Source organism: Streptomyces sp. BI87 (assembly GCF_025957665.1).
Taxonomy (GTDB): Bacteria; Actinomycetota; Actinomycetes; order Streptomycetales; family Streptomycetaceae; genus Streptomyces; species Streptomyces albidoflavus.
Genome location: NZ_CP110079.1, coordinates 4,139,183 through 4,162,947, shown reverse-complemented (window position 1 = coordinate 4,162,947; position 23,765 = coordinate 4,139,183). Strand labels below are relative to the sequence as shown.

Below are 23,765 nucleotides of genomic sequence, written 5' to 3'. Positions count from 1 at the left end.
CGGGGCTCACATCATGGTCTGTACGGGTCCGGGGCGGCCGGGCCTCGCGGTGGAGCGAGGCCCGGCCAGGCCCGTCAGACCTCTTCGACGCTGCTCGGCTCGCGCCGGGACAGGTCGATACCGAGCTCCTCCGCCGCGCGGAAGACGTCCTCGTCGGTGTCGCGCATCTCGATGGACATGCCGTCCGAGGACAGCACCTCCACGTTGAGGCAGAGCGACTGCATTTCCTTGATGAGGACCTTGAAGGACTCGGGGATGCCGGGCTCGGGGATGTTCTCGCCCTTGACGATGGCCTCGTAGACCTTCACACGGCCGGTCACGTCGTCGGACTTGATCGTCAGCAGCTCCTGGAGGGCGTACGCGGCGCCGTAAGCCTCCAGCGCCCACACCTCCATCTCACCGAAGCGCTGACCACCGAACTGGGCCTTACCACCCAGCGGCTGCTGGGTGATCATCGAGTAGGGACCGGTCGAGCGCGCGTGCAGCTTGTCGTCGACCAGGTGGTGCAGCTTGAGGATGTACATGTACCCGACCGAGACCGGGTCCGGGAACGGCTCGCCGGAGCGGCCGTCGAAGAGCCGCGCCTTGCCCGAGGACTGCACCATCCGCTCACCGTCGCGGTTGGGGATGGTGTGGTCGATCAGGCCGGCCAGCTCGTCCTCGCGGGTGCCGTCGAACACCGGGGTGGCGACGTTGGTACCCGGCTCGACCCGGTCGATGCCGATCGACTGGAGCCGCTGGGCCCACTCGGTCTCGACACCGGAGATGTCCCAGCCCTGGCTGGCGAGCCAGCCGAGGTGGATCTCCATGACCTGTCCCGGGTTCATTCGGGACGGCACACCGAGCGGGTTGAGGATGATGTCGACCGGGGTGCCGTCCTCCAGGAACGGCATGTCCTCGATCGGCAGGATCTTCGAGATGACGCCCTTGTTGCCGTGACGGCCGGCGAGCTTGTCACCGTCGGTGATCTTGCGCTTCTGGGCCACGTAGACGCGGACCAGCTGGTTGACGCCCGGGGGAAGCTCGTCGCCCTCCTCGCGGTCGAAGACGCGCACGCCGATGACCTTGCCGGTCTCGCCGTGCGGCACCTTCAGCGAGGTGTCGCGGACCTCGCGCGCCTTCTCACCGAAGATCGCGCGGAGCAGGCGCTCCTCCGGGGTCAGCTCGGTCTCACCCTTGGGCGTGACCTTGCCGACCAGGATGTCGCCGGCGTCGACCTCGGCACCGATGCGGATGATGCCGCGCTCGTCGAGGTCGGCGAGGACCTCCTCGGAGACGTTCGGGATGTCCCGGGTGATCTCCTCGGGGCCGAGCTTGGTGTCACGGGCGTCGACCTCGTGCTCCTCGATGTGGATCGAGGAGAGGACGTCGTCCTGGACGAGGCGCTGCGACAGGATGATCGCGTCCTCGTAGTTGTGGCCCTCCCACGACATGAACGCCACGAGGAGGTTCTTGCCGAGCGCCATCTCGCCGAGCTCGGTCGCCGGACCGTCGGCGAGCACCTGGCCCTCGATGATCCGGTCGCCCTCGTCGACGACGACCTTCTGGTTGACCGAGGTGCCCTGGTTCGAGCGGGAGAACTTGGCGAGGCGGTACGTGGTGTACGTGCCGTCGTCGTTGGTGGTGGTGATGTAGTCCGCGGAGACCTCCTGGACCACACCGTCCTTCTCCGCCTTCAGCACGTCGCCGGCGTCGGTGGCACAGCGGTACTCCATGCCGGTGCCGACGAGCGGGGCCTCGCTCTTGATGAGCGGGACCGCCTGGCGCATCATGTTCGCGCCCATGAGGGCACGGTTGGCGTCGTCGTGCTCGAGGAAGGGGATCATGGCGGTCGCGACCGACACCATCTGGCGCGGCGAGACGTCCATGTAGTCGACGTCGTCCCCGGGGACGTAGTCGACCTCTCCGCCACGACGGCGGACCAGGACGCGGTCCTCGGCGAAGTGGAGGTCCTCGGTCAGGCCGGCGTTGGCCTGGGCGATGACGAAGCGGTCCTCCTCGTCGGCGGTCAGGTAGTCGACCTCGTCGGTGACGATGCCGTCGGTGACCCGGCGGTAGGGCGTCTCGACGAAGCCGAAGGCGTTGACCCGGCCGTAGGAGGCGAGCGAGCCGATCAGACCGATGTTCGGGCCTTCAGGCGTCTCGATCGGGCACATGCGGCCGTAGTGCGAGGGGTGCACGTCACGGACCTCGAAGCCGGCCCGCTCACGCGAGAGACCACCCGGGCCGAGCGCCGACAGACGGCGCTTGTGGGTGAGACCCGAGAGCGGGTTGTTCTGGTCCATGAACTGCGACAGCTGGCTGGTGCCGAAGAACTCCTTGATGGAGGCGACGACCGGCCGGATGTTGATCAGGGTCTGCGGCGTGATCGCCTCGACGTCCTGGGTGGTCATGCGCTCACGCACGACGCGCTCCATACGGGCGAGACCCGTACGGACCTGGTTCTGGATCAGCTCGCCGACGTTGCGCAGACGGCGGTTGCCGAAGTGGTCGATGTCGTCGGTCTCGACGACGATCTGAGTGCCGTTCTCGCCGGTCGTCTCGGTCTCGCCGGCGTGCAGCTTGACCAGGTACTTGATGGTGGCGATGACGTCGTCGGTGGTGAGCACGCCGGCGTCCAGGGGCGCGTCGCCGCCGAGCTTCTTGTTCACCTTGTAGCGGCCGACCTTGGCGAGGTCGTAACGCTTGGGGTTGAAGTAGAGGTTCTCCAGCAGCGTCTGCGCGGCCTCACGCGTGGGCGGCTCGCCCGGGCGCAGCTTGCGGTAGATGTCGAGCAGCGCGTCGTCCTGGCCCTGGGTGTGGTCCTTCTCCAGGGTGGCGCGCATCGACTCGTACTCGCCGAACTCCTCGAGGATCTGCTCGGTCGTCCAGCCGAGAGCCTTGAGGAGGACGGTGACGGACTGCTTGCGCTTACGGTCGATGCGGACGCCGACCATGTCGCGCTTGTCGATCTCCATCTCCAGCCAGGCACCCCGGGAGGGGATGATCTTGGCGGAGAAGATGTCCTTGTCGGACGTCTTGTCGATGGAGGAGTCGAAGTAGACGCCGGGCGAGCGGACCAGCTGCGACACGACGACACGCTCGGTGCCGTTGATGACGAAGGTGCCCTTGTTGGTCATGAGCGGGAAGTCGCCCATGAAGACCGTCTGGGACTTGATCTCGCCGGTCTCGTTGTTGGTGAACTCGGCGGTGACGAAGAGCGGCGCGGCGAAGGTGAAGTCGCGCTCCTTGCACTCGTCGATGGAGTTCTTCGGGGGCTCGAAGCGGTGGTCGCGGAAGGTCAGCGACATCGACCCGGAGAAGTCCTCGATCGGGGAGATCTCCTCGAAGATCTCCTCCAGACCGGACTTGGTGGGGACGTCCTGTCCGCTGTCCAGAGCCGCCTCGACCCGGGCCTTCCATGCGTCGTTGCCGAGCAGCCAGTCGAAGCTCTCGGTCTGGAGGGCAAGGAGGTTCGGAACCTCGAGGGGCTCCTTGATCTTTGCAAAGGAAATGCGCAGCGGGGCGGTGCTGGCGCCGTTGTTCGAATTCGCGGAGGCAGTGCGCGAGGCGGCCAAGAGGGGGTCCTTCCGAGGGCTCGGACTCACTACGCGCGTACCGGTCCCGAGCCGACACAGCGGAAGAAATCCCAGGTCAGGGCGGTTTCACTCCACGGTGCTCAAGCACGGGCATGCCCCTGGTGACGGGCAGGAGGCAGCTAACAGGCAGCGCAAAGGGTCAGTGTAGCCACTTGGCCCACTGATGTCCAGTGCGGGTGACCTGGATGGTCAAAGACCCTCGCTGTTCTCAACTCCACGATGCCCTCGCGCCCTCTTGGACGCATATCAACACTGCCCGGTTCGCCGCCGATCCATGCCTCGATACCCGGATCGGTGTGACGACGCGTCCTGAGAATTGCGCGCGGCGTGCTGTTCGTCAAGGCCCCGTCCCCCGAACCGGGGGCGGAACCGCCTCGTCTGCCGCCTCCCGACCTCGGCCCGGGGCCCCTTCACGCGGGCGCCCGCCGGTCACCGGACGGCACAACGATGATCACCATACCCGCAGGTGAGCAGGGCGCAAGGACCCCGGCCCGACCACGCCCGAAGGCGACCACCCGGATGGGTGATCGCCTTCGGGAACAGGTCGTCCGGCCCCCTGAGGGGCGCTGGACGGACGAGTCAGAGACTCAGGAGAGTCACTTGACCTCGACGGACGCGCCGGCGCCCTTGAGGGACTCGGCGGCCTTCTCAGCGGCCTCCTTGGTGACCTTCTCGAGGACCGGCTTCGGGGTGCCGTCCACGAGGTCCTTGGCCTCCTTCAGACCCAGCGAGGTCAGCTCACGCACGACCTTGATGACCTGGATCTTCTTGTCGCCGGCGCCGGTGAGGACGACGTCGAACTCGTCCTGCTCCTCGGCGGCCTCGGCCGGGGCGCCCGGGGCACCGGCGGCGGCGACGGCGACCGGGGCGGCAGCCTCGACGTCGAACTTCTCCTCGAACGCCTTCACGAACTCGGAGAGCTCGATGAGGGTCATTTCCTCGAACTGCGCGAGCAGGTCGTCCTGAGACAGCTTCGCCATGATGGCGTCCTTCCACTAATTCGGCAGGTGCCGGATGTACATGAAGGCGGGCGTACGTGGGCCCGCTGCGACCGGGAGCCGGGTCGGCCCCAGGTCATGACGCGAGCCGAATTACTCGGCACCGCCCTGCTCGTCGCGCTTGGCGCGCAGCGCGTCCGCGGTGCGGACGAACTTCTGCGGGAGCGCCTGGAAGACAGCCGCGGCCTTGGCCTGGTTGCCCTTCAGAGCGCCCGCCAGCTTGGCGAGCAGAACCTCGCGGGACTCGAGGTCCGCAAGCTTCTTGATCTCGTCGGCGGACAGCGCCTTACCCTCAAGGACACCGCCCTTGATGACGAGAGCGGGGTTCTCCTTGGCGAAGTCACGAAGACTCTTCGCCGCCTCGACCGGGTCACCGGTCACGAAGGCGACAGCCGTCGAGCCCTTGAGGTGCTCGTCCAGCTCGACCCCGGCCTCCTTGGCCGCGATCTTGGTCAGCGTGTTCTTCACCACTCGGTACTGAGCGTTCTCGCCGAGAGAACGGCGCAGCTGCTTGAGCTGCGCCACGGACAGTCCGGTGTACGCGGTCACGACAGCGGCGTTGGAGTTACGGAGCTTGTCCGTGACCTCCTCGACGGCTGCGACCTTGTCGGACGTCGCCATGAGCCTCGGCCTCCTTCCGGGGTGATGATCCTCGACTGACCTTGCGATCAGCCTCGTACAGCACTGGGACCGTCTGGATCAGGCACGTGAGGAAGGACGTCGGGCAGAAGTCTGCTTTAAGACGAAAAACGCCCCGGCGCAGGCGCACGGGGCGTGAGCTCGACTGGGCGTAACACGTCCAGGAGCACATCCACAGTCACCTACGCAGGCCGTCCGCGTGAGCGGAATCCTTCGGCCACCGCCCTCTCCGAGGAGCAGACGGTAACGACCAGCGGTCTTTGGCTTCTGGGGAAGAGTACGGGAGCCGGGCGGCGGGAGGCAAATCGCCCGGAAGCACGGCCTCCGGGCGGGGTCCGCGGACCCCGCCCGGAGGGGTGGATCAGGCGCCCTCGCCCATCTCGGCCAGCTCCTGGAGCATGTCCATCAGGTCCAGGGTGTCCTTCTCGGCCGGGGTGTCCACCTTGGCGGCGGCGCCGTAGTCGGAGAAGGTCTGGACGATCCGGACGTCGCCCTCGGGCGTCTCCATGGTGACGTCCATCTTCACGGGGAGGTCGTCGCCGTTGACCCAGACCTGGGTCTGGTAGCCCTCCAGGCCGGACTTCTCCATGGCCTCGACGAGCTCCTTGCGGTCCTTCTCCGGCAGGGCGTCGAAGGAGGAGTTGGCGTCCAGCATCTCCTTGAGGGAGAGCGTGCCCTTGTAGTGCTGGGTCTCCTCGCCGCCGACCTTGGCCGGACCGACGTGCTTGAGGTTGGGCGACTCCATCAGCACGGCGATCTGCTGCGCCGGGTCCTGGTTCATGTTCTCCAGGCCACCGGTCATGGCCTTGGCCATCTCGCCGCCGCCGGCCTCACCGGACTTGTCCATCTGCTCGGCCAGCTCGCCGAGGTCCATCTTCATCCAGCGACGGCCGTCCATCTCCTTGGCCGCCTCGGCGCCCATGTCGACGTACATGACGGAGCCGTCCATGATGACGCGGCTCGACTCGGGCGCCGTCGGGTCCGACTCCTGGAGGGCGGAGCCGGACATCGTCATGTCGAGCACGGTCGGGTCCCAGCCCATGACGCCGGACATCTTCATGTCGCCGCCGCCGGGGGTCCCCTCCGGCATCGTCATGGTCATCTCGACCTTGGCCGACTTGGCCTCGCTGGTGCTCTTGTACGCGGCGTTGAGCGCCTTGCCGGCCTCGGCACGCGAGAGCACCTTCGGCGCGCTGTCCGCGGCCTTGCCGTCGCCCTTGGACTCGGTCTCGCCGCCCTCACAGGCCGCCAGCCCCAGCACCATCGCGACCGCCGCCGCCGGAACCGCGACCCGGCGCGCCAGGTTCTTCTTCCCCACTGTCCCCACCCCTGCTTGCTCTCTCGGTGACCGGTCCCCCCGGGCACGCTTTACTTTCGTTTTGCACGGTACCGCACGCGTACGACAACCCCGTACGAAAAAAGGACCGGCCCCCGCAGCTCAGAGCTGTGGGGGCCGGTCCCTTCAGACGCGTACGCGACCGCGGCGCCGGTTGATCACGAGGATCAGACGGCGGCCGGGTCCTCCTCGACGAGGAGGTTGCGGGTGCGGTTCGGGTCGACCTGGATGCCGGGGCCCATGGTGGTGGCGACGGCGGCCTTCTTGATGTAGCGACCCTTGGCGGCGGAGGGCTTCAGACGAAGGATCTCGTCCAGGGCCGCGCCGTAGTTCTCCACGAGCTGGGTGTCGTCGAAGGACACCTTGCCGATGATGAAGTGGAGGTTGGAGTGCTTGTCGACGCGGAACTCGATCTTGCCGCCCTTGATCTCGTTCACGGCCTTGGCCACGTCCGGGGTCACGGTGCCGGTCTTCGGGTTCGGCATCAGACCACGCGGGCCGAGGACACGGCCGAGGCGGCCGACCTTGCCCATGAGGTCCGGGGTGGCGACGACGGCGTCGAACTCGTTGAGGCGGTTGCCCTTCGAGATCTCGTCGATCAGTTCGTCGGAGCCGACGATGTCGGCGCCGGCGGCACGCGCGGCCTCGGCACGGTCACCGGTCGCGAAGACCAGGACCCGGGCGGTCTTGCCGGTGCCGTGCGGAAGGTTCACGGTGCCGCGGACCATCTGGTCGGCCTTGCGCGGGTCGACACCCAGGCGGAAGGCGACCTCGACGGTCCCGTCGAACTTGGTCGCGGAGGTCTCCTTGGCGAGACGGATCGCCTCGAGCGGGGCGTAGAGCTTCTCCCGGTCGATCTTGGCGTCCGCAGCGCGGAGAGTCTTGCTGCGCTTCACTTCTGCTCCTGGCAGTTACGTCCGGGGGTGCCGGACAGGGTGGAGTCGTGGTACGGGCCGGCGCATGGCCCTGCCACAGAGAGGTCAGGCGGGGTTGAGGTCAGCCCTCGACCGTGATGCCCATGGAACGAGCGGTACCGGCGATGATCTTGGCCGCCTGGTCCAGGTCGTTCGCGTTGAGGTCGGGCATCTTGGTGGTGGCGATCTCGCGGACCTGCGCGTCGGTGATCTTCGCGACCTTGGTCTTGTGCGGCTCGCCCGAGCCCTTCTCCACGCCGGCGGCCTTCAGGATCATCTTGGAGGCCGGCGGGGTCTTGGTCACGAAGGTGAAGGAGCGGTCCTCGTAGACCGTGATCTCCACCGGGATGACCCAGCCACGCTGCGACTCGGTGGCCGCGTTGTAGGCCTTGCAGAACTCCATGATGTTGACGCCGTGCTGACCGAGCGCGGGGCCGACCGGCGGAGCCGGGTTGGCCGCGCCGGCCTGGATCTGGAGCTTGATCAGCCCCGTGACCTTCTTCTTCTTGGGAGGCATTGCTCTCTCCGGGTCCTAGTGAGAGTTTTCCGCCTTCACCCGGTTCATCCGGATGGAGGCATACCGCACCACGATAACGGGTATCGCGGCGCGACCAAAAACCGACAGGTCAGACGGGCTGTGAAGCCCGTCTGACCTGGTCGGAGGCGTGTGGTCCAGCGACTGCGCGGCCGGTCGGAACCGGCGCGGCTCAGTTCTTCTGGATCTGGTCGAAGCTCAGCTCGACCGGGGTCTCGCGGCCGAAGATCTCGACGAGGCCCTTGACCTTCTTCGAGTCGGCGTTGATCTCGTTGATGGTCGCCTGGAGGGTGGCGAAGGGGCCGTCGGTGACGGTGACCGAGTCGCCGACCTCGAAGTCCAGCACCTGGACCTCGACCTTGCGCTGCGGCGCCGGCTTGCCCTCGGCCTCGGCGGCCTCGCGGGCGGCCTTCTCCTCGGCCTCCGGGGCGAGCATCTTGACGATCTCGTCCAGGGTCAGCGGGTACGGGTCGTAGGCGTTGCCGACGAAGCCGGTGACGCCGGGGGTGTTGCGGACGACGCCCCAGGACTCGTTGGTCAGGTCCATGCGCACCAGCACGTAGCCGGGGAGCTTGTTCTGCCGGATGGTCTTGCGGTCGCCGTTCTTGATCTGGACGACCTCTTCCTGCGGCACCTCGGCCTGGAAGATGTAGTCCTCGACGTTGAGCGAGACGGCGCGCTGCTCGAGGTTGGTCTTCACGCGGTTCTCGTAACCGGCGTAGGTGTGGATCACGTACCACTCGCCGGGCAGGAGCCGCAGCTCGTCGCGGAGGGCGGCGATCGGGTCGACCGGCTCGGCCTCCTCGGCCGGAGCTTCCTCGGCCTCGGCCTCGGTCTCCTCGGCGGCGGCGACGTCCTCGGGCTCACCGACGGTGTCCTCGGTGATCTCCTCGGCGGGCTCGCCCGCGGCGGCGTCGGCAGCTTCGGCCTGGTCCGGCGTCACGGCGTCCGCCGACTCGACAATGCCGAGCGCGTCCTCAGTGGACTCGGGAGCGCCCTGAGGCTCGACCACGTCGTTCGGGTTCGGGTCAGACACGGTGGCTGCTTCTTCCTGGATACAAAGGGTGGAACGCGCGAAAGGGGCGCCCTAGGGCGCCCTTCGCTTCTGGGCTCTAGCCGAAGATGTACTTGACGGCGTTGGAGAAGCCGTAGTCAAACACGGTCACCAGACCGATCATGATCACGACGAAGATGATGACCACCGTCGTATAGGTGGTGAGCTGACTGCGCGTCGGCCAGACGACCTTGCGGAGTTCCGCGACGATCTGCCGGTAGAAGAGGGCAAGGCGCCCGAAGGGGCCCTTCTTGCCGCGCTTGCCGCCCTTGCGGTTCTTCTTCTTGCCGTCGTCGTCCTGGGCATCAGGCATGTCGATGGAGCCCACGGCGTCCGTCACGCGTCCTCACCTGATTTCCGGGTCGTGGCCGTGCCGCGCCCGGTGGAGCCGCACGGCGGTGCATTGCAGTACGTACATGCGCACACATCCTGGCGATGGAGTGTGTAGCAGGGCCGGAGGGACTTGAACCCCCAACCGCTGGTTTTGGAGACCAGTGCTCTACCAATTGAGCTACGACCCTTTGATGTACCCCAACGTACCGCATCCGCTCCCGTGCACTGTGTGCCGGTGATCAGTGCGGCCCGCTGAGGGCCAACGAGGTGAGAGTGTACGTGTTCTCGGGCCGGGCGTCGAACACGATCCTCCGCCGGGCCCGCCGGGGCGGGTGACCGAGGGATGAAACCCGTGTGCCCGCCGTGTTTCCGGTCTGGAACCATGGGGCCCATGAGCGCTGCAACCCCTCCCACCGAGCGCCGGGTCTCCGCGCGCATCGGCGCGATCTCCGAGTCCGCCACTCTCGCCGTCGACGCGAAGGCCAAGGCCCTCAAGGCCGCCGGGCGTCCCGTCATCGGATTCGGCGCCGGTGAACCGGACTTCCCGACCCCCGACTACATCGTCGACGCCGCCGTCGAGGCGTGCAAGAACCCCCGGAACCACCGCTACACGCCGGCCGGCGGGCTCCCCGAGCTGAAGGCCGCCATCGCCGCCAAGACGCTCCGCGACTCCGGCTACGAGGTCGACCCGGCCCAGATCCTGGTGACCAACGGCGGCAAGCAGGCCATCTACGAGGCGTTCGCCGCGATGCTCGACCCGGGCGACGAGGTCATCGTCCCGGCGCCGTACTGGACGACGTACCCCGAGTCGATCCGGCTGGCCGGGGGTGTCCCGGTGGAGGTCGTCGCCGACGAGACCACCGGGTACCGGGTCTCGGTGGAGCAGCTGGAGGCGGCCCGCACCGAGCGGACCAAGGTCGTCCTCTTCGTCTCGCCCTCCAACCCGACCGGCGCCGTCTACGACCGCGCCCAGACCGAGGCGATCGGCCGCTGGGCCGCCGAGCACGGCCTGTGGGTGATGACCGACGAGATCTACGAGCACCTCGTCTACGGCGACGCCGAGTTCACCTCGCTCCCCGCGATCGTCCCCGAGCTGCGCGACAAGTGCGTCGTGGTCAACGGCGTCGCCAAGACGTACGCGATGACCGGCTGGCGGGTCGGGTGGATCATCGGCCCCAAGGACATCGTCAAGGCGGCCACCAACCTCCAGTCGCACGCCACCTCCAACGTCTCCAACGTCGCCCAGGCCGCCGCGCTCGCGGCCGTCTCCGGCGACCTGTCGGCGGTGGAGAAGATGCGCGAGGCCTTCGACCGCCGCCGCCGGACCATCGTGCGGATGCTGGGCGAGATCGACGGCGTCGTCTGCCCGGAGCCGGAGGGCGCCTTCTACGCGTACCCGTCGGTGAAGGGGCTGCTCGGCAAGGAGATCCGCGGCAGGCGCCCGCAGAGCTCGGTCGAGCTGGCCGCGCTGATCCTGGAGGAGGTCGAGGTCGCGGTGGTCCCGGGCGAGGCGTTCGGCACCCCCGGCTACCTGCGGCTCTCCTACGCGCTCGGCGACGACGACCTGGTCGAGGGCGTCTCCCGGATGCAGAAGCTGCTGGCCGAGGCCCGCGACTGAGCGGACGCCTTCTCGCGCGCGGCGGCGCGGGTCCCCGGAGTGCCGGGGACCCGCGCCGCCGCCGTTTCTCTGTTCGGGCAACCGCCCGTACGGGGAATCCCGTTGCCGCACGGGGGCAGGCGTACGGCAAGATCCTGGGATGTTGAGTTCTTCGGGAGGACCCCTGCGCACCCCGACCGCCCGCGACGTGCGGCTGCTGCCCAAGGCCCACCTCCATCTCCACTTCACCGGCTCGATGCGGCCCGGCACGCTGCTGGAGCTGGCGGACAAGTACGGGGTGCGGCTCCCGGACGCGCTCACCTCGGGGCGCCCGCCGAAGCTCCGCGCCACCGACGAACGCGGCTGGTTCCGCTTCCAGCGCCTCTACGACACCGCCCGCTCCTGCCTGCGCGAGCCCGAGGACATCCGGCGGCTGGTCCGCGAGGCCGCCGAGGAGGACGTACGGGACGGCTCGCGCTGGCTGGAGATCCAGGTCGACCCGACCTCGTACGCCCCGCTGCTCGGCGGGCTCACCCCGGCGCTGGAGATCATCCTGGACGCGGTCGACAGCGCCTCGCGGGAGACCGGGCTCGGGATGCGCGTGGTGGTCGCCGCCAACCGGATGAAGCACCCGCTGGACGCCCGTACCCTGGCCCGCCTCGCGGTGCGGTACGCGGACCGGGGCATCGTCGGCTTCGGCCTCTCCAACGACGAGCGGCGCGGCATGGCCCGCGACTTCGACCGGGCCTTCGCCATCGCCCGCGAGGGGGGCCTGCTGGCGGCCCCGCACGGCGGCGAGCTGAGCGGCCCCGCCTCCATCCGCTCCTGCCTCGACGACCTGGACGCCGCCCGGATCGGCCACGGCGTCCGCGCCGCCGAGGACCCCCGCCTGCTGAGCCGCCTCGCCGACCGGCAGATCACCTGCGAGGTCTGCCCCGCCTCCAACGTGGCGCTCGGCGTCTACGACAAGGAGGGCGACGTCCCGCTGCGCACCCTCTTCGACGCGGGCGTCCCGCTCGCCCTCGGCGCCGACGACCCGCTCCTCTTCGGCTCCCGGCTGGCCGCCCAGTACGAGATCGCCCGCCGCGAGCACGGCTTCAGCGACGCCGAACTGGCCGAGCTGGCCCGCCAGTCGGTGCGCGGCTCGGCGGCGCCGGAGGAGGTGCGGCGCGGGCTGCTGGCGGACATCGACGCGTGGCTGACCGGCACCTCGGTGCCGACCGCCCGCGACGAGCCGGCCCCGCGCGACCGGGCCGGCCAGCCCGACCCGGCCTGACCCCGTCGCCCATCCGAGGAGTTGCCATGCGGATCACGGTGTTCGGCGCGACCGGCGGCGTCGGCGGCGAGGTCGTCCGGCAGGCACTGGAGGCCGGCCACGAGGTCACGGCGGTGGTCCGCGACCCGGCGGCGCTGAAGGCCGACGGGGAGCGGCTGGAGGTGGCCCGTGCCGACCTCTCCGACGTCCCGTCGCTCGGCCCCCTGGTGGCGGGCCGCGACGCGGTCCTCTCCGGCCTCGGCGCGCGCGGCCGCCGCACGGACGGCCTGGTCTCCCGCCTGACCGGCGCCGTGGTCGCGGCGATGGAGGCCGAGTCCACCCGCCGCCTGGTCATGGTGAGCGCCGCCCCGGTGATCCAGCCGCCCCCGGACGAGCCCCTGACGGCCCGGCTCACCCGCGCCGTCGTCCGCCAGGTCTTCGGCGAGGTCTACGCCGACCTCGCCGGCGCCGAAGCCCTGCTGGCCCGCTCCGGCACCGAGTGGACGGCGGTGCGGCCGCCCCGCCTGACCGATGGCCCGCTGACCGGCACCTACCGCCGCGTCACCGGCGCCAACCCGCGCGCCGGCCGTTCCCTCTCCCGCGCCGACACCGCCCACGCGATGCTGGGCGCGGTCGAGGACCCGGGCACGGTCCGCCAGGGGGTGGGCGTCGCCTACTGACTCTCGCCCTACGGCTCAAAGCTCGACGCCGACCGTCACCGGCTCGTTGACCAGCGTCACCCCGAAGGCGTCCCGGACGCCTGCGACCACCTCGCGGGCGAGCGCGAGCAGGTCCTCGGTGGTGGCGGAGCCCCGGTTGGTCAGGGCGAGGGTGTGCTTGGTGGAGATGCGGGCGGGTCCCTCGCCGTACCCCTTGGTGAAGCCGGCCTTGTCGATCAGCCAGGCGGCGGAGGTCTTGGTGCGGCCCTCGCCGGCGGGGAAGGCCGGCGGGTGGACGTCGGGGCCGAGGCGGTCGGCGACGCGGCCGAGGAAGTCGGCGAGCTGGGCGTCGTCGAGGATCGGGTTGGTGAAGAAGGAGCCGGCCGACCAGGTGTCGTGGTCCTCCGGGTCGAGCACCATGCCCTTGCCCGCGCGCAGCTTGAGTACCGTCTCCCGGGCCTCGCTGAGCGCGACCCGCTCGCCCTGCTCGGTGCCGAGGGCACGGGCCGTCTCGGCGTACCGGATCGGGGCGGAGAGTCCGTCGGCGTCCTCCAGACGGAAGCGGACGCGGAGGACGACGTACCGCTCGGGGTCGGCCTTGAAGCGGCTGTGCCGGTAGGAGAAGGCGCACTCCTCGGCGGTGAGGGTGACGGTCTCCCCCGCGCGGCGGTCGTAGGCGACCACCTCGGTGATGGTCTGGGCGACCTCCTGGCCGTACGCCCCCACGTTCTGCACGGGGACGGCGCCGGCGGAGCCGGGGATTCCGGCGAGGCACTCGATCCCGGCGAGCCCGGCCTCGACGGTGCGGGCGACGGCGTCGGTCCAGACCTCGCCGGCCGCCAGTTCCAGTTCGGTGCCGTCGAGGCGGAAGCCCTGGGTGGCGAGGAGCAGGGCCGTGCCGTCGAAGCCCTTGTCGCCGATGACGAGGTTGGAGCCGCCGCCGATGACCAGCAGCGGGGTCCCGGAGGCGTCGGCCTCGCGGACGGCGGCGATCACCTCGTCGTCCGTGGTGGCCGTCAGCAGCCTGGTCGCGGGCCCGCCCAGGCGGAAGGTGGTCAGCGGGGCGAGGGGAGCGTCATGGAGTTCCTGCACGGCACCAGCGTACGGGGGCAGGCCGGCCGCGCGACCTGCCCCCGCCGCCCGGGTCAGGCCAGCCGGACGGTGGCCCGGCTCATGCCGAGCACCTTCTTGCCGTCGCTCATGGCGGTGAGGTCGACGCGGACGGTGCCGTCGTCGTTCTTGACGGCGACCTTGCCGGAGACCTCGATCAGCGCGCCGGTGTCGTCGTCGGGGACGACGACGGGCTTGGTGAAGCGGACGCCGTAGTCGACGACGGCGCCCGGGTCGCCGGTCCAGTCGGTGACCACCCGGATCGCCTCGGCCATGGTGAACATGCCGTGCGCGATGACGTCGGGCAGGCCGACCTCCTTGGCGAACCGCTCGTTCCAGTGGATCGGGTTGAAGTCGCCGGAGGCGCCCGCGTACCGCACCAGGGTGGCGCGGGTCACCGGGAAGCTCCGCGCGGGAAGTTCGGTGCCGACCTCGACGTCGGCGTGGGAGATCTTCGCGGCCATCTCGCTCATCCCTCCTCGGCGGCGCGGGCCACCAGCTTGGTCCAGGCGGTCACCACGTGCTCGCCGGCCTCGTCGTGGACCTCGCCGCGGATGTCGAGGATGTCGTTGCCCGCCATGGACTTGACCGCCTCGATGACCGAGGTCACCGTCAGCCGGTCCCCGGCCCGCACGGGCCGCGTGTACGCGAACTTCTGGTCGCCGTGGACCACCCGGCTGTAGTCGAGCCCGAGCTGCGGGTCCTCGATCACCTGCCCGGCCTCGCGGAACGTGAGGGAGAACACGAAGGTCGGCGGGGCGATCACGTCCGCGTACCCGAGCGCCTTGGCCGCCTCGACGTCGGTGTACACCGGGTTGGCGTCGCCCACGGCCTGGGCGAACTCGCGGATCTTCTCGCGGCCCACTTCGTAGGGCTCGGTGGGCGGATACGTCCGCCCCACGAAGGACTGGTCGAGCGCCATGGGCCCGATACCTCCTGGTTCACCGGAACTTGTGTCGTACGACTCATCCTGGCACCCCGCGCCGGCAGCACCGGCGGCGGTACCTCCGACAACGCCATGAGGCCGCCCCCTCGGAAGGGGACGGCCTCATGGACGAGCCTGAAAAGATCAGCCCTTGATCAGCGCGTCTCGCGGTGCGCGGTGTGCGAGTTGCAGCGCGGGCAGTGCTTCTTCATCTCCAGTCGGTCCGGGTTGTTACGCCGGTTCTTCTTGGTGATGTAGTTCCGCTCCTTGCACTCCACGCAGGCCAGCGTGATCTTCGGGCGGACGTCGGTGGCAGCCACGTGAGTGCTCCTGATGACGAACGGATGGAAAGGTCTTGCACAAAAAAGAGTAGCCGATCGAAGGACCGACCCCACAATCGGCTACTTTTCGTAGCGGTGACCGGACTTGAACCGGTGACACAGCGATTATGAGCCGCTTGCTCTACCGACTGAGCTACACCGCTGCGATGTGATCCGGACCCCCGCCCGAAGGCGGGGACCCCTTTCACACCAGAGCCCCAAAACGGAATCGAACCGTTGACCTTCTCCTTACCATGGAGACGCTCTGCCGACTGAGCTATTGGGGCGAGCGAGGAAGACATTACACGCCCACCCGCCGATCGCCCAAATCCGATTCGGCACCCCCCGCGCCCGCCCCGGCCGCACCCGCCCGCCCCACCGTCCTCGCAGGTCCCGGCGGTTCCCCCGGGCCTCACGGGGACCCCGCAGCGCACGCCGGTACGACTTATCCGCTCCTCCTCGATGGCACTCCGGAGGCGGCCTAGGCTCGGCCACACACGGTGTGATCTTGACGGACGCAACGTGACGCCGCCCCACCGCGCCCGTGCCGCGGTGGCCGAACGGGTGCGGCCCGCGGGTCAGCAGCGCCCGCCCGCCGCCCGAGCCCCCAGGAGCGCGATGTCCGACAGCCAGCCGCAGCCTTCGCCGTCCCCCGGCTCCCCCGGGTCACCCGGCGGCCCGGGCGGCGCCGACGTCCTGCTCACCGGGGCCACCCTGACCGACGGCCGCACCGTCGACGTCCGCCTCGGGCGCGGCCGCATCCAGGCCGTCGGCACCGCCGGGACCCTGGCCCCGCTCGGCCTCCGCGTCGACCTCCGCGGCTACCTGCTCCTCCCCGCCCCGGCCGAGCCGCACGCCCACAGCGACCTCGCCCTCACCGCCGACGCCGCGGGCCCCGTCTCCCCCGACCCGGCCGACGTCCAGCGCCGCGCCACCGAGGCCGCCCTCCTCCAGCTCGGCCACGGCGCCACCGCGCTCCGCTCGCACGTACGCATCGGCGACGTACAGGGCCTCGGCGCCATGGAGGCCGTCCTCCAGGCCCGCCGGGCGGTCCGGGGCCTCACCGAGCTGACCGCCGTCGCCATGCCCCGGCTGCTCACCGGCGTCGCCGGGGCCGACGGGCTCGCCATGCTCCACGACGCGGTCAAGATGGGCGCCTCCGTCGTCGGCGCCTGCCCCGACCTCGACCCGGACCCGACCGGATGCGCCGAGGCCGTCCTCGACGCCGCCGCCCAGCACGGCTGCCCGGTGGACCTGCACACCGACGGCTCCGACCCGGTCCGCCTCACCCGCCTCGCCGCGATGGCGGGCGGGCTGCGCCCCGGCGTCACCATCGGCCCCTGCGACGGGCTCGGCCGCCTCCCCGCCGACGTCGCCGGACGGACCGCCGAGGCACTGGCCGCCGCCGGCATCACCGTGGTCTGCCTCCCACAGGGCCCCTGCGGCGGCCTGGAGCGCCGCCGGGGCCACGACACCCCGGTCCACCTGCTGCGGGCCGCCGGGGTCCGCGTCACGGCCGGCAGCGGCGCCCTGCGCGACCTCGCCAACCCGGTCGGCCGCGGCGACCCCCTCCAGGCCGCCCAGCTGCTCGCCTCCCGGCACGGGCTGCGCCCCGACGAGGCGTACGAGGCGGTGGCCGGCGCCGCACGCGAGGCGCTGGGGCTCGCCCCCGTGCGGATCGAGGCGGGGTTCCCCGCGGAGCTGCTGGCGGTGCGGGGGACGGGGCTCTCCGAGGCGCTCTCGCTCGGGTACAGCCGGATCGTGGTCCACCGGGGCCGGGTCGTCGCCCGGACCAGCGCGGTGCGCGAGTACTGCGACTCGGCCACCGCGGCCGTCGCCGGGCTGCCGAGGCAAGGGCGCACCGGGACCGAACCTGCCTGAACGGCACGCCGGTTCGGCGCTGGACGGGCGGGACGGCGCGGCCGGGCGTACGGTCGGGATCATGCGCATTGTCATCGCTGGTGGACACGGAAAGATCGCGCTGCGGCTGGAGCGGCTGCTCGCCGCGCGCGGAGACGACGTGACAGGACTGATCCGTAACCCGGAGCAGGTCGACGACCTGCGCGAGGCGGGCGCCCAGGCCGTCCTGTGCGACTTGGAGTCGGCGACCGTCGAGGAGGTCACCGAGGTGCTGCGGGGCGCCGACGCGGCGGTCTTCGCGGCCGGCTCGGGCCCGGGCAGCGGTACGGCCCGCAAGGAGACCATGGACCGCGACGGCGCCGAACTCTTCGCCACCGCCGCCGAACGCGCCTCGGTACGCCGCTTCCTGATCGTCTCCTCGATGGCCGCCGACGCCGAACACCCGGGCGACGAGGTCTTCGACGTCTACCTCCGCGCCAAGGGCGCCGCCGACGACGCCGTCCGGGCCCACCGGAACCTCGACTGGACGGTCCTGCGCCCCGGCTCCCTCACCGACGACGCCGGCACCGGCAAGGTCCGCCTGGAAGCCTCCACGGGCCGCGGCAGCGTCGCCCGCGACGACGTCGCCCGCGTCCTGATGGAGCTGATCGACACCCCGGCCACGGCGGGCCTCACCCTGGAGCTGATCTCCGGCGAGACCCCCGTCCCCGTCGCCGTGAAGGACGTCGCGGGCAACTGATCCGCCCCGCCCGCCTTCGCGGACGCACACGGCACAACGAAAGATCCCCTCCTCCTGCTTCGAGAAGCAGGAGGAGGGGATCTCCACCCAGTGTGGCGGCGCCAGGATTCGAACCTGGGAAGGCTGAGCCGGCAGATTTACAGTCTGCTCCCTTTGGCCGCTCGGGCACACCGCCTGGGATGCCGCCTCGTAGCCCCGCTTCGGGGCGGTGCTCCGTGGCAACGACGTAAACGATACCTGATGCTCGGGGGTGGTCCGCCACCCGGTTGTTCGCGGGCCGGTGGTGGCGGTGGTGGCTAGTCTTTGCGGGTGCGGCCGGGGCGGACCCCGGCCGCCTTTCTGCCCGACCGTTGCCAGCACACCACCGAATCAAGGAGCCACAGGACATGGCCGACTCCAGTTTCGACATCGTCTCGAAGGTCGAGCGGCAGGAGGTCGACAACGCCCTCAACCAGGCCGCCAAGGAGATCTCGCAGCGTTACGACTTCAGGAACGTCGGGGCGTCGATCGCCTGGTCCGGCGAGAAGATCCTGATGGAGGCCAACTCCGAGGAGCGGGTCAACGCCATCCTCGACGTCTTCCAGTCCAAGCTGATCAAGCGCGGGATCTCGCTGAAGGCCCTGGACGCCGGGGAGCCGCAGCTCTCGGGCAAGGAGTACAAGCTCTTCGCCTCCATCCAGGAGGGCATCTCGCAGGAGAACGCCAAGAAGGTCGCCAAGCTCATCCGCGACGAGGGCCCGAAGGGCGTCAAGGCGCAGGTGCAGGGTGACGAGCTGCGCGTCAGTTCCAAGAGCCGGGACGACCTCCAGGCCGTGCAGGCCCTGCTGAAGAACCAGGACTTCGACTTCGCGCTGCAGTACGTGAACTACCGCTGACCCGGGGACCGGGACGGCGTACGGCACAGCGGCGGCCGCCCCTGGTCAGGGGGCGGCCGCCGGCGGTTCAGCGTCGGGAGTGGCCGAAGAGCAGGCGGTAGGCGATGAGCAGCACCAGGGAGCCGCCGATGGCGGAGACCCAGGTGGCGGCGTCGAAGAACTCGTTGGCGATGGGGCGGTCCAGGAAGCGGCTGGATATCCAGCCGCCGATGAAGGCGCCCGCGACGCCGATGAGGATGGTGCCGATGAAGCCGCCCGGGTCGCGCCCGGGGAGGATGATCTTCGCGATTGCTCCGGCCAGCAGGCCGAGAATGATCCAGCTGATGATGCCCATGCGGTGATCCTGCCTCTCGCAAACATGTTCATGCGTCGGGCGGGTACATGTCGTGGATCTTCACCGCAGGCCCCTCCGCGGCACACACCGCGGTCCCCCGTGCGGGTCGTCGTTCCATGCGCCCGGACGCCGTCCTCCCAGGAGGACGTGCCGGGCGGACGCGTGGTTGCCCGGGAGCGTCAGCGGGCCGCGAAGGGCTGGTCGGTACGGACGATCTCGCGGCCGAGCGGCATCAGCGAGACGGGGATCAGCTTGAAGTTGGCGATGCCCAGCGGGATGCCGATGATCGTGACGCAGAGGGCGATGCCGGTGGTGATGTGGCCGAGCGCCAGCCACCAGCCGGCCAGGACCAGCCACAGCACGTTCCCCACGCAGGACGGGGCGCCCGCGTCGCGCCGCTCGACGGCGGAGTAGCCGAAGGGCCAGAGGGCGTAGACGCCGATCCGGAAGGCGGCGACGCCGAACGGGATGCCGATGATCGTGACGCAGAGCAGCACACCGGCGACCATGTAGGCGAGGAAGAGCCAGAAGCCGCTGAGGACGAGCCAGATGATGTTGAGGAGGGTCTTCAACGGCTGCCTGCCATCCGTTCGAGTCGGGCGATGCGTTCCGCCATCGGCGGGTGTGTGGAGAACATCTTCGCCATGCTCTCCCCCGGGCGGAAGGGGTTGGCGATCATCATGTGGCTGGCCGTCTCGATGCGCGGTTCCGGGGGCAACGGCAGCCGTTTCGTCCCGGCGTCCAGCTTACGCAGGGCGGAGGCGAGCGCCAGCGGGTCTCCGGTCAGCTGGGCGCCGGAGGCGTCGGCCTCGTACTCGCGGGAGCGGCTGATGGCGAGCTGGATGACGGAGGCGGCGAGCGGGCCGAGCAGCATGATCAGGAGCATGCCGAAGAGGCCGGGGCCCTCGTCGTTGTGGGAGCGGCCGAACGGGATCAGCCAGGCGAAGTTGACCAGGAACATGATCACGGAGGCGAGGGCTCCGGCGACCGAGGAGATGAGGATGTCGCGGTTGTAGACGTGGCTCAGCTCGTGGCCGATGACGCCGCGCAGTTCGCGCTCGTCGAGGAGGCGGAGGATGCCGTCGGTGCAGCAGACCGCGGCGTTGCGCGGGTTGCGGCCGGTGGCGAAGGCGTTGGGGGCCTCGGTCGGGGAGATGTAGAGGCGGGGCATGGGCTGGCGGGCCTGCGTCGAGAGGTCGCGGACCATGCGGTAGAGCTGGGGCGCCTCGAACTCGCTGACCGGCCGCGCCCGCATGGCGCGCAGGGCCAGTTTGTCGCTGTTCCAGTACGCGTAGGCGTTGGTGCCGAGAGCGACGAGGAGCGCGACGAACAACCCCGTCCGGCCGAAGAAGCTGCCGATGACGAGGATGAGCGCGGACAGGCCCCCGAGGAGTACGGCGGTTTTCAGCCCGTTGTGCCGGCGGTGCACGGTACGCCCTCCAGGATGGTGCGGCAGGGGGGCCCTTGCGGACCGGGTGCGTTCTTCTGCACCCAGTGGACCCTTCCTCCCTGGTCAACGCGAGGCGAGCGGCACCAGTTCCCGGCCGTCCGGGCGCAAGGGGCCGTACGGCCCGTGCCCGGGGCCGGTCAGAAGAGGCCGGTGTCGGTGAACCGGAGGATCAGCTGCGGGGCGCCGGAGAGGGCCACGCCGATGAGGGCGGCCAGCGCGACGGCGGCGGTGAGCGGCCGGGGGACGGCGCGCGGCAGGGCGGCGGCCCCGTCTGCGGCGGGCCGGAAGAGCAGGGCGGTCCAGCGCAGGTAGTAGACGAGGGCGACGACCACGTTGAGGGCCATGACGACGGCGAGCCAGCCGAGTCCGGCCTCGACGGCGGCCGAGAAGACGGCGACCTTGGCGAAGAGGCCGACGACGCCCGGCGGCAGCCCGGCCAGGCAGAGCAGGAAGAAGCCGAGGGCGAGGGCGTGGGCCGGGTGGGTGGCGTACAGGGCGCGGTGGTCGGTGAGGCGGCCGGCGGGGCGGGTGCGGGCGACCAGGGCGACGACGGCGAAGGCGCCGAGGTTCACGGCGGCGTACATGAGGGCGTAGGCGAGGGTGGCGCCGACGGCCTCGTCGGGGGCGCCGGTGTACGCGGCGGCGGCGAGCGGCACCAGGAGGTAGCCGGCCTGTCCGACGGAGGACCAGGCGAGCAGCCGTACGGCGCTGTGGCGGCGGCCGGGGCGCCGGCGGAGGGCGGCGGTGTTGCCCGCGGTCATGGTGACGGCGGCGAGGACGGCGAGCAGCGGGCCCCAGACCTCGCCGTAGGAGGGAAAGGCGAGGACGGTCACGAGGGCGATGCCGGTCAGGCCGACGGTCTTGCCGACCACGGAGAGGTAGCCGGCGACCGGGACGGGGGCGCCGGTGTAGGTGTCGGGGACCCAGAAGTGGAAGGGGGCGGCGGCGGTCTTGAAGGCGAAGCCGACGAGGGTGAGGGCGACGCCGGCCTGGGCGAGGGTGTGCAGCCCGGGGTCGGCGGCGGGGAGGCGCTCGGCGATCTCGGTGAGGTGGAGGGTGCCGGTGACGGCGTAGACGAAGCTGACGCCCAGGAGGGTGACGGCGGTGGCGGCGACCGAGGAGAGGAAGAACTTGAGCGCGGCCTCGGAGGAGCGGCGCTCCCCGCGGCGCAGGCCCACCAGGGCGAAGGCGGGCAGGGAGGCCACTTCGAGGGCGATGACGAGGGTGGCGAGGTCGCGGGAGGCGGGGAGCAGGGCGGCTCCGGCGGCGGAGGCCAGCAGGAGGAACCAGTACTCGCCGGCGGGGAGGCGGTCGTCGCGGACGGCGGCCTGCGAGAGGACGGCGGTGAGCAGCGCGCCGCCCAGGACGAGGAGCTGGACGACGAGGGTGAAGCCGTCGGCGGTGTAGCTGCACGCGCCGCCCGCCTCCTCGGCGACGCAGAAGGTGGCGCGGTTTTCGCCGAGCAGGGGCAGCAGGGTGAGCAGGGCCGCGGCGAGTCCGGCGAGCGTGATCACTCCGAGGAGTGGTTTACGGCGCTCGGGCAGGAACAGGTCGGTGACGAGGACGGCCAGTGCGAGGACGGCCGTGAGGGTCGGCGGGGTGATCGCGAGCCAGTCCACGGACTGCGCCTGGGCGGCGAGCGCGGGCTGGGCGAGGGCGGCCATGGCCGGCGCGGTCATGAGGCGCCTCCTGCGAGAAGCTTCTGCACGGCGGGGTCGGTGAGGCCGAGCAGGACTGCGGGCCAGACTCCGGCGAGGACGGTCAGGGCGACGAGCGGGGTCCAGGTGGCGGCTTCGTGCCCCCGGACGTCGGCGAGCGGCGGGGCGCCCTCGGGGACGGCGCCCATGCAGATCCGGCGGACCACGAGGAGCAGGTACGCGGCGGTGAGCAGGGTGCCGAGTCCGGCGAGGCCGAGGTAGACGAGGAAGGCGGGGCGGCTGAGTCCGGCGGCGGGCTGGAAGGCGCCGAACATGGCGAGCATCTCGCCCCAGAAGCCGGCGAGTCCCGGCAGGCCGAGCGAGGCGACGGCGGCGAAGGCGAGGAGGGCGCCGAGGCGTGGGGCGCGGCCGTAGAGGGCGGCTCCGGCGACTCCGGCGAGGGCGTCGATGTCGGTGGAGCCGGTGCGGTCCTTGAGGGCGCCGACGAGGAAGAAGAGCAGGCCGGTGATGAGGCCGTGGGCGACGTTGGCGAAGAGGGCGCCGTTGACGCCGGTGGGCGTCATGGTGGCGATGCCGAGCAGGACGAAGCCCATGTGGCCGACGGAGGAGTACGCGATGAGGCGCTTCAGGTCGCCCTTGCCGCCCTCGCGGACCAGGGAGAGGCAGACCAGCGAGCCGTAGACGATGCCGACGGCGGCGAAGGCGCCCAGGTAGGGGGCGAAGGCGTGGAGGCCGTCGGGGGTGGCGGGCAGCAGGATGCGGACGAAGCCGTAGGTGCCCATCTTCAGCAGGACGCCGGCGAGGAGGACCGAGCCGACGGTGGGCGCGGCGGTGTGCGCGTCGGGGAGCCAGCTGTGCAGCGGCCACATGGGGGATTTGACGGCGAGGCCGAGGCCTACCGCGATGACGGCGAGAACCTGTACAGTTACGGAGAGTGACGAGCCGCCGTCCGCGGCGAGCGCCACCATGTCGAACGTGCCTGCCTTCAGCCCGATGAGGAGCAGGCCGAGCAGCATGATCACGGAGCCGAGGAGGGTGTAGACGATGAACTTCCCCGCCGCCTGTTCGCGGGCGGCGCCGCCCCAGCGGGCGATGAGGAAGTACATGGGGATGAGGACCGTCTCGAAGGCCAGGAAGAACAGGACCAGGTCGAGGACGGCGAAGGTGGCGAGCGTGCCGGTCTCCAGCAGGAGCAGCAGCGCGACGAACGCCTTCGGCGAGGCCCCGGTGGGGGGCCGGAAGTAGCTGTAGAGCGCGCAGAGGAAGGTGAGGAGCGCGGTGAGGACGAGCAGGGGGAGCGAGATCCCGTCGACGCCCAGGTGGAGGCGGATGTCGAGGGCGGGAATCCAGCTGATGTCGGTGCTCGCCTGCATCACCGAGGGCCTGCTGTGGTCGAACCCGGCGGCCAGGGCGAGGGTGAGCAGCAGGATCGCGCCGGTGACGACGACGCCGTGGCGCAGCACGGCCTGGTCGGGGCTCTTGCCCTGGAGGCCGGGCGGGGCGGGCAGCAGGGCGGCGACCGCGCCGACGAGCGGTCCGGCGACGGTGGCGGCGAGGAGCAGCTGGAGCACGGGTTCGCTGATATCGGGCACGGCT

Annotated in this window: 23 protein-coding genes and 4 tRNA genes; 6 read left to right on the top strand and 21 right to left on the bottom strand. The window is 70.5% G+C overall.

Translation table 11 applies throughout. From position 1 onward, the window contains the following. Window positions 1-74: 74 nt before the first annotated feature. The 9 genes from rpoB to OIM89_RS18410 form a co-directional block, all read right to left on the bottom strand. Window positions 75-3,557: a DNA-directed RNA polymerase subunit beta gene (gene rpoB / locus OIM89_RS18450; protein WP_023418925.1), complete on the bottom strand. Its 3,483-nt coding sequence runs from the start codon at window positions 3,555-3,557 to the stop codon at window positions 75-77. 617 nt (window positions 3,558-4,174) lie between these two features. After that, on the bottom strand, window positions 4,175-4,558 hold the full coding sequence (gene rplL / locus OIM89_RS18445) for a 50S ribosomal protein L7/L12 (protein ID WP_030697570.1): 384 nt from the start codon (window positions 4,556-4,558) through the stop codon (window positions 4,175-4,177). A 111-nt stretch (window positions 4,559-4,669) separates the two neighbouring features. After that, complete coding sequence (rplJ, locus tag OIM89_RS18440) at window positions 4,670-5,197, bottom strand: 50S ribosomal protein L10 (protein ID WP_010638874.1); 528 nt, start codon at window positions 5,195-5,197, stop codon at window positions 4,670-4,672. A 379-nt stretch (window positions 5,198-5,576) separates the two neighbouring features. Further along, window positions 5,577-6,533, bottom strand: a complete 957-nt coding sequence (locus tag OIM89_RS18435) for a hypothetical protein (RefSeq protein WP_030308448.1) — start codon at window positions 6,531-6,533, stop codon at window positions 5,577-5,579. 185 nt (window positions 6,534-6,718) lie between these two features. Then, the gene (rplA, locus tag OIM89_RS18430) at window positions 6,719-7,447 is read right to left on the bottom strand and encodes a 50S ribosomal protein L1 (protein ID WP_030697571.1); all 729 of its coding nucleotides are present in this window, start codon (window positions 7,445-7,447) and stop codon (window positions 6,719-6,721) included. Window positions 7,448-7,547: 100 nt separating this feature from the next. Next, complete coding sequence (rplK, locus tag OIM89_RS18425) at window positions 7,548-7,982, bottom strand: 50S ribosomal protein L11 (RefSeq protein WP_030697572.1); 435 nt, start codon at window positions 7,980-7,982, stop codon at window positions 7,548-7,550. A 190-nt stretch (window positions 7,983-8,172) separates the two neighbouring features. Beyond that, the gene (nusG, locus tag OIM89_RS18420) at window positions 8,173-9,036 is read right to left on the bottom strand and encodes a transcription termination/antitermination protein NusG (RefSeq protein WP_030697573.1); all 864 of its coding nucleotides are present in this window, start codon (window positions 9,034-9,036) and stop codon (window positions 8,173-8,175) included. Window positions 9,037-9,112: 76 nt separating this feature from the next. Then, entirely contained in the window at window positions 9,113-9,394 is a 282-nt protein-coding gene (secE, locus tag OIM89_RS18415; RefSeq protein WP_003948664.1) for a preprotein translocase subunit SecE, read from the bottom strand. Between the two features lie 108 nt (window positions 9,395-9,502). Beyond that, window positions 9,503-9,575: transfer RNA gene (locus OIM89_RS18410), tRNA-Trp, on the bottom strand. A gap of 203 nt (window positions 9,576-9,778) precedes the next feature. On the opposite strand from OIM89_RS18410, the gene OIM89_RS18405 reads away from it, so the two are divergent. The 3 genes from OIM89_RS18405 to OIM89_RS18395 all read left to right on the top strand — a co-directional run bounded on the left by OIM89_RS18405 (window position 9,779) and on the right by OIM89_RS18395 (window position 12,919). Next, the gene (locus OIM89_RS18405; protein ID WP_103487385.1) at window positions 9,779-11,005 is read left to right on the top strand and encodes a pyridoxal phosphate-dependent aminotransferase; all 1,227 of its coding nucleotides are present in this window, start codon (window positions 9,779-9,781) and stop codon (window positions 11,003-11,005) included. Window positions 11,006-11,144: 139 nt separating this feature from the next. Then, window positions 11,145-12,260, top strand: coding sequence for an adenosine deaminase (locus OIM89_RS18400; RefSeq protein WP_264491438.1), 1,116 nt, complete (start codon window positions 11,145-11,147; stop codon window positions 12,258-12,260). A gap of 26 nt (window positions 12,261-12,286) precedes the next feature. After that, complete coding sequence (locus tag OIM89_RS18395; protein ID WP_264491437.1) at window positions 12,287-12,919, top strand: NAD(P)-dependent oxidoreductase; 633 nt, start codon at window positions 12,287-12,289, stop codon at window positions 12,917-12,919. A gap of 15 nt (window positions 12,920-12,934) precedes the next feature. Here OIM89_RS18395 and OIM89_RS18390 read toward each other — a convergent pair whose 3' ends face one another. The 6 genes from OIM89_RS18390 to OIM89_RS18365 all read right to left on the bottom strand — a co-directional run bounded on the left by OIM89_RS18390 (window position 12,935) and on the right by OIM89_RS18365 (window position 15,540). Then, complete coding sequence (locus tag OIM89_RS18390; RefSeq protein WP_217466802.1) at window positions 12,935-13,990, bottom strand: UDP-N-acetylmuramate dehydrogenase; 1,056 nt, start codon at window positions 13,988-13,990, stop codon at window positions 12,935-12,937. A gap of 53 nt (window positions 13,991-14,043) precedes the next feature. Continuing rightward, the gene (locus tag OIM89_RS18385) at window positions 14,044-14,472 is read right to left on the bottom strand and encodes a MaoC family dehydratase (RefSeq protein WP_010638882.1); all 429 of its coding nucleotides are present in this window, start codon (window positions 14,470-14,472) and stop codon (window positions 14,044-14,046) included. A 5-nt stretch (window positions 14,473-14,477) separates the two neighbouring features. After that, window positions 14,478-14,930 (bottom strand): MaoC family dehydratase N-terminal domain-containing protein, encoded by a 453-nt coding sequence (locus OIM89_RS18380; protein ID WP_030697578.1) that lies wholly within the window; start codon window positions 14,928-14,930, stop codon window positions 14,478-14,480. Window positions 14,931-15,088: 158 nt separating this feature from the next. Further along, window positions 15,089-15,253, bottom strand: a complete 165-nt coding sequence (rpmG, locus tag OIM89_RS18375; RefSeq protein ID WP_003956487.1) for a 50S ribosomal protein L33 — start codon at window positions 15,251-15,253, stop codon at window positions 15,089-15,091. 91 nt (window positions 15,254-15,344) lie between these two features. Further along, window positions 15,345-15,417: transfer RNA gene (locus tag OIM89_RS18370), tRNA-Met, on the bottom strand. 50 nt (window positions 15,418-15,467) lie between these two features. Then, a tRNA-Thr gene (locus tag OIM89_RS18365) sits at window positions 15,468-15,540 on the bottom strand. A 331-nt stretch (window positions 15,541-15,871) separates the two neighbouring features. Here OIM89_RS18365 and OIM89_RS18360 point away from each other — a divergent pair. Beyond that, entirely contained in the window at window positions 15,872-17,134 is a 1,263-nt protein-coding gene (locus OIM89_RS18360) for an amidohydrolase family protein (protein WP_030697579.1), read from the top strand. 61 nt (window positions 17,135-17,195) lie between these two features. Then, window positions 17,196-17,852 carry an SDR family oxidoreductase gene (locus OIM89_RS18355; protein ID WP_226965350.1) on the top strand — a complete coding sequence of 219 codons (657 nt, stop codon included), beginning with the start codon at window positions 17,196-17,198 and terminating at the stop codon, window positions 17,850-17,852. 93 nt (window positions 17,853-17,945) lie between these two features. Here the strand turns inward: OIM89_RS18355 and OIM89_RS18350 are convergent. Then, window positions 17,946-18,027: transfer RNA gene (locus OIM89_RS18350), tRNA-Tyr, on the bottom strand. A gap of 211 nt (window positions 18,028-18,238) precedes the next feature. Here OIM89_RS18350 and OIM89_RS18345 point away from each other — a divergent pair. Continuing rightward, window positions 18,239-18,727 (top strand): YajQ family cyclic di-GMP-binding protein, encoded by a 489-nt coding sequence (locus OIM89_RS18345; RefSeq protein ID WP_003948676.1) that lies wholly within the window; start codon window positions 18,239-18,241, stop codon window positions 18,725-18,727. A gap of 67 nt (window positions 18,728-18,794) precedes the next feature. Here the strand turns inward: OIM89_RS18345 and OIM89_RS18340 are convergent, their stop codons facing one another. The 5 genes from OIM89_RS18340 to OIM89_RS18320 form a co-directional block, all read right to left on the bottom strand. After that, window positions 18,795-19,061: a GlsB/YeaQ/YmgE family stress response membrane protein gene (locus tag OIM89_RS18340; RefSeq protein ID WP_003948677.1), complete on the bottom strand. Its 267-nt coding sequence runs from the start codon at window positions 19,059-19,061 to the stop codon at window positions 18,795-18,797. Between the two features lie 179 nt (window positions 19,062-19,240). Continuing rightward, complete coding sequence (locus OIM89_RS18335; RefSeq protein WP_030697581.1) at window positions 19,241-19,633, bottom strand: YccF domain-containing protein; 393 nt, start codon at window positions 19,631-19,633, stop codon at window positions 19,241-19,243. Further along, a complete protein-coding gene (htpX, locus tag OIM89_RS18330) occupies window positions 19,630-20,490 on the bottom strand; it encodes a zinc metalloprotease HtpX (RefSeq protein ID WP_175458412.1) in 861 nt (286 codons plus the stop codon). The genes OIM89_RS18335 and htpX overlap by 4 nt, the downstream gene beginning before the upstream one ends. A gap of 158 nt (window positions 20,491-20,648) precedes the next feature. Next, on the bottom strand, window positions 20,649-22,190 hold the full coding sequence (locus OIM89_RS18325; RefSeq protein ID WP_264491436.1) for an NADH-quinone oxidoreductase subunit N: 1,542 nt from the start codon (window positions 22,188-22,190) through the stop codon (window positions 20,649-20,651). Then, entirely contained in the window at window positions 22,187-23,761 is a 1,575-nt protein-coding gene (locus tag OIM89_RS18320) for a complex I subunit 4 family protein (RefSeq protein ID WP_151169174.1), read from the bottom strand. Before OIM89_RS18320 ends, OIM89_RS18325 begins: the two co-directional genes overlap by 4 nt. Window positions 23,762-23,765 lie beyond the last annotated feature (4 nt).